Origin of the sequence: Massilia mucilaginosa (assembly GCF_011682145.1) — a bacterium.
Taxonomy (GTDB): Bacteria; Pseudomonadota; Gammaproteobacteria; order Burkholderiales; family Burkholderiaceae_D; genus Telluria_A; species Telluria_A mucilaginosa.
The window spans coordinates 1-10681 of sequence record NZ_WHJH01000093.1; the positions used below are offsets into that span (position 1 = coordinate 1).

The following is a 10681-nucleotide window of genomic DNA, read 5'->3' on the forward strand; positions in this document are numbered from 1 at the left end:
GGGCGCCCATAACCACGGTTCTGGGCGGGGGGGCCCCCCCCGCCGCCGGGGGCCCCCGCCCCGGGGGCACCGACGAGGCTGCACCCATTATCACGCAAGACGTTGCTTTTAGTTAACGCTTAGCACAAACCCGCAGTTCGCCCCTGTTTAGTATAAATTGCATAAAAATGCGTGGTTTTTGAACACAATCAGGCTCATTCACAGTGCGGCAACGTTTGACGCACGCCAGCATAAGCACTTATAATCCCGCTGATTCACATAATTCAGACACCGAAACACGGCACACCTATGGCTGGCGCAAGGAATACAACATGTTGCGCTTAGTCTCCCTGCAATTGATGGTTACAGTCGTCGCCGGCATCATCGCCGCGCTTCTGGGGGGATGGGCTGCGATGTTGTCGGCGGTGTTCGGCGGATTGTGTTGTGTCTTGCCCAATGCGGTGTTCGCGTTGCGCCTGTTCGCCAATACGAAGAAACCCGGTGGGGCCGACCCGATATCGTTTTTTATCTGGGAATTCATAAAGATTGCTTTGACGGTGGCGCTGATTGCCGCGACCTTCTCGCTGTACCGCGACTTGAATGTGTTCGCCATGATTGGCGGCTTCATCGTGGCGCTGAAAAGTTACATATTCTTAATATTTAGGCACTGACATGACGAGTTCAACACTTGAAGCCGGCGCAGCACACGCACCGACCGCATCAGAATACATCAAGCACCACTTGGGTCACCTTTCGACCAAGCACCAGGATAGTCCGGTCGATTTCTCCATTATCAATATGGACACCATCTTTTGGTCGGTGGCCATGGGTATCCTTGGTTGCCTGATCATGTGGCTGGCGGCGCGCAAAGCCACCTCCGGCGTGCCGACCCGCTTCCAGGCGGCTGTCGAAATGGTCTTCGAAATGGTCGACAACCAGGCCAAGGGCATCGTGCACGGCGACCGCAGCTTCATCGCGCCGCTGGCACTGACCGTGTTCGTCTGGGTAGCACTGATGAATTCGCTGGACTTCTTGCCAGTCGATATGTTCTCCGCCCTGTTCAAGCTGATGGGCGTCGAACATGTCTTCCCGTATCACCGCGTGGTTCCGACCGCCGACCTGAACGGCTCGCTGGGCATCGCCCTGGGCGTGTTCGCTCTGATGATCTACTACAGCATCAAGATCAAGGGTTTCGGCGGCTGGATTCACGAACTGTTTTCCGCACCATTCGGCATCGCCATGGCGCCGTTCAACCTGTTGTTGAACATCATCGAGTACGCAGCAAAAACCGTGTCGCTCGGCATGCGACTGTTCGGCAACATGTTTGCTGGCGAACTGCTGTTCCTGTTGATCGCTTTGTTGGGTGCGATGGCTACGACGTTCGGCTTTGTCGGCCACGTTATTGCCGGTTCGATCTGGGCTATTTTCCACATCCTGATCGTGTTCCTGCAGGCGTTCATTTTCATGATGCTGACCCTGGTGTATCTGGGCCAGGCGCATGAAGGTCACTGATCGGCATAGCTCGAACAGAATCGAAACATAGTAGTAGTTGGCAAAGTTTGTAATTTTTAATCTAGTTTTTAATTTACTTTTTGAAGGAACTCTCATGACTGACCTTTCTTTTGTTGCTCTGGCTTGCGGTTTGATCATCGGTCTGGGCGCTATCGGCGCTTGTATCGGTATCGCTATCATGGGCGGCAAATACCTCGAAGCTTCGGCTCGTCAGCCTGAACTGATGAACACCCTGCAAACCAAAATGTTCCTGCTGGCTGGTCTGATCGATGCGGCGTTCCTGATCGGTGTTGGTATCGCAATGCTGTTCGCATTCGCCAACCCATTCGTACCGAAGTAATTTAAGTTCGGCACTTCGCTGGTTATGAATTGCCGAACCTTCCGGGTTCGGCATCCGTTTTTGTAAGAAGGAAAATACCGTGAACTTAAACGCAACCTTGTTTGCCCAGTTCGTGGTCTTCTTCATCCTGGCTGGTTTCACGATGAAATTCGTGTGGCCCCCACTGATGAAAGCGCTCGACGAGCGCATCCAGAGGATCTCGAACGGCCTGGCCGCAGCTGACCGCGGCAAGGAAGAAATGCAGAAAGCCCATGAGCAAGTCCAGAAAGACCTGGCCGCTGCCCGTGACGAAGGTCAAAAGCGCATCATCGACGCCGAAAAGCGCGCCGCCATGATTCTCGACGACGCCAAGAAAGCAGCTGCTGACGAAGCGGCCCGCATCATCGCGTCCGCCAAAGCTGAAGCCGAGCAACAAGTTACCCGCGCGCGCGAAGAACTGCGTGGCCAGGTCGCTGCCCTCGCCGTCAAAGGCGCCGAGCAGATCCTCAAGCGTGAAGTGAACGCAGCGGCCCACGCCGACCTGCTGTCGCAATTGTCGGTCGAGCTGTAATCATGGCCGAACTCGCAACCGTCGCCCGTCCTTACGCCGAAGCCCTGTACCGCGTTGCCCAACAAGGCAACGTGGCAGCCTGGTCCGAAGTGTTGTCCGAGCTGGCCCAGCTCGGCGCTCACCACGATGTGCTGGCCTACGCGGCCAACCCGAACGTGACCGCTGCCGATGTCGCGTCGACCATCGGCTCGCTGCTGAAGTCGCCAGTGACCGCGGAAGTGAGCAACTTCGTTGCCATGCTGGTGGAAAACCACCGCGTGTCGCTGCTGCCGGAAATCTACGCCCAGTTCCAGGTGCTCAAGAACACGAATGCCGGTGCCGCAGACGCCAACATCACCAGCGCCTTCGAGATTGCCCAGCCGCAGGTTGCGCAACTGGTCGCGACGCTGGAAAAGAAATTTGGCCGCAAGCTCAACCCAACGGTGACAGTGGATCCCTCGCTGATCGGTGGTGTGCGCGTGGTCGTCGGTGATGAAGTGCTCGATACCTCGGTACGCGCCAAGCTGCAACAGATGCATGTTGCGCTGACGGCATAACGGCCGCGTCGTAACAACTCGCACAGCACGCCGGCGCAGACGCCCTTGCCTTACGCATCAAGAAACTATTAGGAGTTAGCATGCAACTTAATTCATCTGAAATCAGCGAACTGATCAAAAGCCGGATCCAAGGCCTCGAGGGTTCGGCTGACATTCGCAATCAGGGCACGGTAATCTCCGTAGCCGACGGTATCTGCCGTATCCATGGCCTGTCGGACGTGATGCAGGGCGAGATGCTGGAATTCCCGGGCAATACGTTCGGCCTGGCGATGAACCTCGAGCGCGACTCCGTCGGCGCCGTGATTCTGGGTGCTTACGAGCACATTTCCGAAGGCGACACCGTGAAGACCACCGGCCGCATCCTGGAAGTGCCAATCGGTCCTGAACTCAAGGGCCGTGTTGTCAACGCCCTGGGCCAGCCGATCGACGGCAAGGGTCCTGTCAACGCCAAGCTGACCGCCGCTATCGAAAAAATCGCACCGGGCGTGATCGCCCGCGAATCCGTCTCGCAGCCAATGCAGACCGGTTTGAAGTCGATCGACTCGATGGTACCGATCGGCCGTGGCCAGCGCGAGCTGATCATTGGTGACCGCCAGACCGGTAAATCGGCTGTCGCGATCGATGCGATCATCAACCAGAAGGGCCAGAACATGACGTGTATCTACGTCGCGATCGGCCAGAAGGCATCGACCATCAAGAACATTGTGCGCTCGCTCGAGACGCACGGCGCGATGGAATACACCATCGTCGTCGCAGCATCGGCTTCCGAGTCGGCTGCAATGCAATACATTTCCGCGTACTCCGGTTGCGCCATGGGCGAATACTTCCGTGACCGCGGCGAAGACGCACTGATCGTCTACGATGACCTGTCCAAGCAAGCAGTTGCTTACCGTCAGATCTCGCTGCTGCTGCGCCGTCCACCAGGCCGCGAAGCCTATCCTGGCGACGTGTTCTACCTGCACAGCCGCCTGCTCGAGCGCGCGGCACGCGTGAACGCAAAATACGTCGAAGACTTCACCGGCGGCGCCGTCAAAGGCAAGACCGGTTCGCTGACCGCACTGCCGATCATCGAAACCCAGGCTGGCGACGTGTCGGCTTTCGTTCCGACCAACGTGATTTCGATTACCGACGGCCAGATCTTCCTGGACACCTCGCTGTTCAACTCGGGTATCCGTCCTGCGATTAACGCCGGTATTTCGGTATCGCGCGTCGGTGGCGCCGCCCAGACCAAGGTCATCAAGGGCCTGTCCGGCGGTATCCGTACCGACCTGGCGCAGTACCGTGAACTGGCTGCGTTCGCGCAGTTCGCTTCCGACCTCGACGAACACACCCGCAAGCAGCTCGACCGTGGCGCACGCGTTACCGAACTGCTCAAGCAGGCTCAGTATTCGCCAATGTCGATCTCGATCATGGCCGTGACCCTGTTCGCAGTGAACAAAGGCTTCTTCGATGACGTGGAAGTGAAACGCGTACTGGCGTTCGAATCCGGACTGCACGGCTACATGAAGACCAAGCAAGCTGCTCTCCTGGCCAAGATCGAAGAAACCAAGCAATTGGACAAGGATGGCGAAGCCGCCATGTCCGCAGCCATTGCTGACTTCAAGAAATCCGGCGCATATTAATGCTTGTGGGACCGACCTGCGCGCAGCGCAGGTCGGTCCTCAAGACTTAATAAGTTGCGGGAAGGACTTGAGCGTAGCGAAAGTCGGTCCTCAACATGCTAAACGGCTGGATACAAAAGGAGTAAGGACTCATGGCAGTAGGCAAAGAGATACGTAACAAGATCAAGAGCGTAGAAAATACGAAGAAGATCACGAAGGCGATGGAAATGGTCGCCGCGTCCAAAATGCGCAAGGCGCAGGACCGGATGCGGGCCGCCCGCCCTTACAGTGACAAGATTCGTAACATCACCTCGCATCTGGCTACGGCGAATCCGGAATACACGCATCCGTTCATGGCGCAAGGCAAGGACGTGAAAGCGAAGACGGTTGGTTTCATCGTCATCACGACCGACAAAGGTCTGTGCGGCGGCATGAACACCAACATCTTGCGTCTGTTGACGCAAAAGACCCGCGAGCTGGAAACGGCTGGCAACAAGATTGAAGCGGTTGCCATTGGCAACAAAGGTTTGGGTTTCATGAACCGCGTTGGCGTGAAGGTCGTGTCGCATGCGATCCAGATCGGCGATACGGTCCACCTCGACAAGCTGATCGGGCCGATCAAGGTCATGCTCGACCGCTACGAGGAAGGTGAGCTGGACGCAGTCTATATCTGCTACACCAAGTTCATCAACACGATGAAGCAAGTGCCGATGGTCGAGCAGCTGTTGCCGCTGACCGCCGACAAGCTCGAAGGCGACAAGAGTAGTCACGCATGGGACTACATCTACGAGCCGGAAGCGCAGACCGTGATCGATGAATTGCTGGTGCGGTATGTGGAAGCGCTGGTGTATCAGTCAGTGGCCGAAAACCTCGCGTCCGAGCAATCGGCGCGGATGGTGGCGATGAAAGCGGCAAGCGACAACGCCGGCAGCGTCATCGGCGATCTGAAGCTGATCTATAACAAGACCCGCCAGGCTGCGATTACCAAAGAACTCTCCGAGATCGTCGCCGGTGCGGCTGCGGTCTAAACCCGAATTTAAATACTATTGAAGGAACGAACATGGCTGATGGCAAAATCGTTCAGTGTATCGGCGCTGTGGTGGACGTTGAGTTCCCACGCAATGCAATGCCGAAGGTTTTCGACGCACTGAAAATGGCAGGCTCCGAACTGACCCTGGAAGTACAACAGCAGCTGGGCGACGGCATTGTCCGTACCATTGCACTGGGTACCTCCGACGGTCTGCGTCGCGGCATGGCAATCCAGAACACCGGCAAGCCAATCATGGTACCGGTCGGTAAAGCGACCCTGGGCCGTATTATGGACGTGCTGGGCAATCCGATCGACGAGTGCGGTCCGGTATCGCACGAGCAAACCGCATCGATCCACCGCGTGGCCCCTGCGTACGACGAACTGTCGCCATCGCAAGACCTGCTGGAAACCGGCATCAAGGTGATCGACCTTGTCTGCCCGTTCGCCAAAGGCGGTAAAGTCGGTCTGTTCGGCGGTGCTGGTGTGGGCAAGACCGTGAACATGATGGAACTGATCAACAACATCGCAAAAGCACACTCGGGCGTATCCGTGTTTGCCGGCGTGGGTGAGCGTACTCGCGAGGGTAACGACTTCTACCACGAGATGGCCGATGCCAAAGTGGTCGATCTGGAAAATCCAGAGAACTCCAAAGTGGCGATGGTCTACGGTCAGATGAATGAACCGCCGGGTAACCGTCTGCGCGTTGCGCTGACCGGCCTGACGATCGCTGAATCGTTCCGTGACGAAGGCAAAGACGTTCTGTTCTTCGTGGACAACATCTACCGCTTCACCCTGGCCGGTACCGAAGTATCGGCACTGCTGGGCCGTATGCCATCGGCCGTGGGTTACCAGCCGACCCTGGCCGAAGAGATGGGCCGTCTGCAAGAGCGCATCACCTCGACCAAGACCGGTTCGATCACCTCGATCCAGGCCGTGTACGTCCCTGCGGATGATTACACCGATCCATCGCCGGCAACCACCTTTGCTCACTTGGATTCGACCGTTGCCCTGTCGCGTGACATCGCCTCGCTGGGTATCTACCCTGCGGTCGACCCGCTCGACTCGACCTCGCGCCAGCTGGACCCGCTCGTCGTCGGCCAGGAACACTACGACACCGCGCGCGCTGTCCAGGGCACCCTGCAGCGCTACAAGGAATTGCGCGACATTATCGCGATTCTGGGTATGGACGAGCTGGCACCGGAAGACAAACTGCTGGTCGCGCGCGCACGCAAGATGCAGCGTTTCCTGTCGCAGCCATTCCACGTTGCTGAAGTGTTTACCGGTGCTCCAGGCAAATACGTTTCGCTGAAAGACACGATCAAAGGCTTCAAGATGATCGCATCGGGCGAACTGGATCACCTGCCTGAGCAAGCGTTCTACATGGTTGGCACGATCGAAGAAGCAATCGAAAAAGCCAAGAAGCTCAACTAAGACAGGCGAAGGCGCCGCGCTCAAGCAGCGGGGCGCCGGAACCCGATAGGACACACATGGCAAACACATTTCACGTTGACGTGGTATCGGCCGAAGCCAGCATTTTTTCGGGCGAAGCCGAGTTCGTCGCGTTGCCGGGTGAAGCAGGCGAGCTGGGGATTTATCCCAAGCACACCCCGCTGATCACGCGCATCAAGCCGGGTGCGGTACGGATCAAGGTGGCTGGCCAGGCTGAAGAAGAGTTCGTCTTCGTCGCTGGCGGCATCCTGGAAGTGCAGCCGAACGGCGTGACCGTGCTGGCAGACACCGCGATTCGCGGTGGCGACCTGGACGAAGCAAAAGCACTGGCTGCCAAAAAAGCGGCCGAAGAAGCAATGGTCAACAAGGTATCGAAGATCGATTACGCCAAGGCGCAAGCCGAGATGGCGGCTGCGATTGCCCAATTGCAGGCAATCCAGCGCTTCCGCAACAAGCGTTAAGCGGATGGCGGGTTCGACCCGCTACAGCGAAAAAGGCAGCCGAGGCTGCCTTTTTCTATTTCCGCTCTGGCCAACCCGCACACCCTGCTCAGCCCTCGGGAAACACCCGTTCGCTCAAGAAGTCGATGAACGCGCCCAGCTTGGGCGACACATGCCGGCTCGCCGGCCACAGCGCCCAGATCGTTCCGCGCTCGCGCGCGTACGCGTCGAGCACGGTGTGCAGCCGGCCCGCCGCCAGCGCGGCTGTCACGGTGAAATCCGGCGCGTACGCAATGCCTTGCCCGCGCAGCGCGAGGAACAGGCGCATTTCGATGCTGTTGCACACCATGCTGAGAGGCAGCTCCGGTCCACTGCCGTGCTCGTCCTGGCCGAGCGGCCACTGTTCCAGCCGGCCGGTGCTGGGAAAGCGGTAGTGCAGGCAGGTGTGGGCGAGCAGGTCGGGCGGCTGCACGGGGGTGCCGCGCTCGGCGAGATACGCCGGGGAAGCCACCAGAAGGCGCCGGAACGACCCCAGACGGCGCCGTTTCAGGCCCGAGTCGTGCAGTTCGCCGGTCCGGATCGCCACATCGAAACCGTCGCGAATGACATCGACCAGGCGGTCCGAAAAATCCAGGTCCAGTTCCACCGCCGGATACGCCCGCATGAATTCGGCAATCGCCGCTTCGAAGGCGCCGCTGTAGCGCGGCAGGCTCACGCGCAGCTTGCCGCGCGGCGCGCTGCTGGCGTTCGACAGGTCGAGTTCGGCCGCCTCGATTTCGCAGAGAATGCGGCGGCAACGTTCCAGAAATTGCAGTCCCTCGGCGGTGGGGGTGATATTCCGGGTGTTGCGGTGGAACAGGCGCACGCCGAGCCGCTCTTCCATGCGCGCGATGCTCTTGCCCACGGCGGACGAGGACACGCCGAGCCTCCGGCCGGCCTCCGAGAAGTTGCGCGTTTCCGCAACCAGAACAAACACATTAATGCCCGCGACACTGCCCATAATTGCTTCCGGCGCCCTCGATTTCGGACATTTTTGTCCGATATGACAGGAATCTTAACCCATTTTTCTTTTATCGCGCGGGACCTATGCTGGCTGTTTCCACCGCAGAGACCCAGCATGCCTTCACCTTGTCCCGCAACAAAGCTCGCACCACTCCCTATGCGTCAGCGCGACACTGCGCCGCTGCCAACCGCCACCCACCTGCGCTGGTGGCAGCTATTCGCTGCCTGCCTGACCGGCCTGCTCATCCCCCTGTGCTTCACCGGCCCCGCCGTGGTGCTGCCCTCGATCAGCCAGGCGCTCGGCGGCAGCGCTGCCCAGCTCAACTGGATCATCAATGGCTACATCCTGACCTACGGCAGCGCCATGATGGTGTCCGGCAGCCTGACCGACCTGATCGGCCCGCGCCGCGTCTGGCTGTCGGGCCTGATCTGGTTTTCCATCGTTACCCTGGCCATTCCCTGGGCGCCCTCGGTGCTCTGGATCGACGTGCTGCGCCTGCTGCAAGGCCTCGGTGGCGCGGCCGCCTTCGCCGCGGCCATGTCGTCCCTTGCGCCGCTCTTCAGCGGCGTCGCCCGTACCCGCGTGTTCAGCCTGATCGGTACGACCTTCGGCATCGGCCTCGCCTTCGGCCCCCTGGCCGCGGGGGCGCTGGTCGATGCCGCCAGCTGGCACTGGATATTCTGGTCGACCGGGTTGATCGGCGTCGGCGGTGTTGTGCTGGTTGCGCTCAGCGTCAAGGCATCGGCGCCTGCCGACACAGGCGGTCTCGACTGGCCCGGCGCCATCACCTTCACCGCTGCCCTGTCCCAGTTCACCTACGCCATCCTGCAGGCCCCGGAACAGGGCTGGCGCACCGCCGCCGTGGCCGGCTCACTGGCTGCGGCGCTCGTGCTGTTCGTCGCTTTCGTGCTGATCGAACGGCATGTGGCCCGGCCCATGCTCGATGTGTCGCTGTTCCGCCGGCCTCGCTTTGTCGGAGTACAACTGCTGGCTGCCTCGCCCGCCTTCCTGTTCATCGTGTTAATCGTCATGTTGCCGGGACGGCTGATCGGTATCGATGGCTACAGCGCGCTGGTCGCCGGCCAGATGATGGTCGGCCTGGCGGCGCCCCTCCTGGTGGTGCCTGTTGGCGCCGCGCTGCTGGCGCGCACTTTCAGCACCGGCCACCTGTCAGGTGCCGGCTTGCTGCTCGCTGCCGCGGGACTGGCCTGGATGGCGCATACGCCGGCTGCGGCATGGTCGATGCCGATGGGCCTGATCGGCATCGGAATCGGCTTGCCCTGGGGTTTGATGGATGCGATGGCGGTCAGCGTGGTGGAACCGGAACGCGCAGGCATGGCCACCGGCATTTTCAACACGGTCCGCATTTGCGCCGACGGCGTCGCGATCGCGACCATCGGTGCGCTGACCGCCACCTTGATCCAGTCCGACCTGCTGCGCGCTTTGTCCGGCCGGGTGGCCGATGGCGCCATCGTGGCAGCCGGCAACCGCATGGCGCTGGGCGAGCTGTCCCAGGCAGTCTCCCTGCTTCCGGGCCAGCAAGCTTTACTCCTGCACAGTTACGATGACGCCTTCCGCGTGGTGCTGTACTGTATGGCTGCGCTGGCGGTCGGCGTCGCGCTCGCAGCTTTTGCTTTGCTGGGCGGCATCCATGCGCATGATGCCGGCCCTGACACCGCCTAGTTGCCCGGTCGGCTACACTGGGTGTCTTCTTCAAGCCGGAGCGCGTCTACTCACCCGCCAGAGAGAAAAAGGCAGCCGAGGCTGCCTTTTTTGCGTCAGTATCTTGTTAAGACGTCGCTGGTGCGGATCGCAATTCGGGGTGTCGTAGCTCAGGCCGAAACTGACGTGTCCCGGTGGAGACAACCTCCCGTCATCGCCGGTCAGGTCTTCGATAAAGACGCCCCGTCTTTTCAGCCGGTAGCCTTCCCGCGTCAACACGAATACCAGCACCTGCCTCGCTTGCGAACGCGTCAGTCCTTGAGGGTGTATCTTGCCGAGGTCGATGGATGGCGTGCCGGCCACCGCGATCATGCTCGTCGCAATACCCACTGCCATGACGAATGTGTGGCGGAACATTGCTAAGATGTTGTAAGCGATCCATCAACCCCAGGCTGTTCAGGAAGTCACGCCGCTGGTTAAATCGGGGGTATGCAAATCCTTCATATTCCACGGCAGCAGCGCCGCGACGTCATCCACGGTTTTCGCCGCTGGCAAGTCGCGCAGCACCCGGCGCAGCCA

General features: G+C 59.8%; 12 protein-coding genes. 10 read left to right on the top strand and 2 right to left on the bottom strand.

All coding sequences use genetic code 11. From position 1 onward, the window contains the following. Positions 1-311: 311 nt before the first annotated feature. The 9 genes from F2P45_RS33115 (at position 312) to F2P45_RS33155 (ending at position 7458) form a co-directional block, all read left to right on the top strand. A complete protein-coding gene (locus tag F2P45_RS33115) occupies positions 312-650 on the top strand; it encodes an ATP synthase subunit I (RefSeq protein ID WP_166882469.1) in 339 nt (112 codons plus the stop codon). A 1-nt stretch (position 651) separates the two neighbouring features. After that, positions 652-1491, top strand: a complete 840-nt coding sequence (gene atpB / locus F2P45_RS33120; protein ID WP_166882470.1) for a F0F1 ATP synthase subunit A — start codon at positions 652-654, stop codon at positions 1489-1491. Positions 1492-1585: 94 nt separating this feature from the next. Next, positions 1586-1831 carry a F0F1 ATP synthase subunit C gene (gene atpE / locus F2P45_RS33125; protein ID WP_038494309.1) on the top strand — a complete coding sequence of 82 codons (246 nt, stop codon included), beginning with the start codon at positions 1586-1588 and terminating at the stop codon, positions 1829-1831. 79 nt (positions 1832-1910) lie between these two features. Next, positions 1911-2381: a F0F1 ATP synthase subunit B gene (locus tag F2P45_RS33130; protein WP_166882471.1), complete on the top strand. Its 471-nt coding sequence runs from the start codon at positions 1911-1913 to the stop codon at positions 2379-2381. 2 nt (positions 2382-2383) lie between these two features. After that, positions 2384-2917 (top strand): F0F1 ATP synthase subunit delta, encoded by a 534-nt coding sequence (locus F2P45_RS33135; protein WP_166882472.1) that lies wholly within the window; start codon positions 2384-2386, stop codon positions 2915-2917. 80 nt (positions 2918-2997) lie between these two features. Further along, positions 2998-4539, top strand: a complete 1542-nt coding sequence (gene atpA, locus F2P45_RS33140; protein ID WP_166882473.1) for a F0F1 ATP synthase subunit alpha — start codon at positions 2998-3000, stop codon at positions 4537-4539. Positions 4540-4670: 131 nt separating this feature from the next. Next, positions 4671-5546 carry a F0F1 ATP synthase subunit gamma gene (gene atpG / locus F2P45_RS33145; RefSeq protein WP_166882474.1) on the top strand — a complete coding sequence of 292 codons (876 nt, stop codon included), beginning with the start codon at positions 4671-4673 and terminating at the stop codon, positions 5544-5546. Positions 5547-5578: 32 nt separating this feature from the next. Continuing rightward, on the top strand, positions 5579-6979 hold the full coding sequence (atpD, locus tag F2P45_RS33150; protein WP_166882475.1) for a F0F1 ATP synthase subunit beta: 1401 nt from the start codon (positions 5579-5581) through the stop codon (positions 6977-6979). 56 nt (positions 6980-7035) lie between these two features. After that, on the top strand, positions 7036-7458 hold the full coding sequence (locus F2P45_RS33155; RefSeq protein WP_099873373.1) for a F0F1 ATP synthase subunit epsilon: 423 nt from the start codon (positions 7036-7038) through the stop codon (positions 7456-7458). Positions 7459-7546: 88 nt separating this feature from the next. Here F2P45_RS33155 and F2P45_RS33160 read toward each other — a convergent pair whose 3' ends face one another. Then, positions 7547-8437, bottom strand: coding sequence for a LysR family transcriptional regulator (locus F2P45_RS33160; RefSeq protein WP_166882476.1), 891 nt, complete (start codon positions 8435-8437; stop codon positions 7547-7549). Between the two features lie 159 nt (positions 8438-8596). On the opposite strand from F2P45_RS33160, the gene F2P45_RS33165 reads away from it, so the two are divergent. After that, the gene (locus F2P45_RS33165) at positions 8597-10123 is read left to right on the top strand and encodes an MFS transporter (protein WP_166882477.1); all 1527 of its coding nucleotides are present in this window, start codon (positions 8597-8599) and stop codon (positions 10121-10123) included. A gap of 30 nt (positions 10124-10153) precedes the next feature. Here the strand turns inward: F2P45_RS33165 and F2P45_RS33170 are convergent, their stop codons facing one another. Further along, complete coding sequence (locus F2P45_RS33170) at positions 10154-10519, bottom strand: hypothetical protein (protein ID WP_223164892.1); 366 nt, start codon at positions 10517-10519, stop codon at positions 10154-10156. Between the last annotated feature and the right edge of the window lie 162 nt (positions 10520-10681).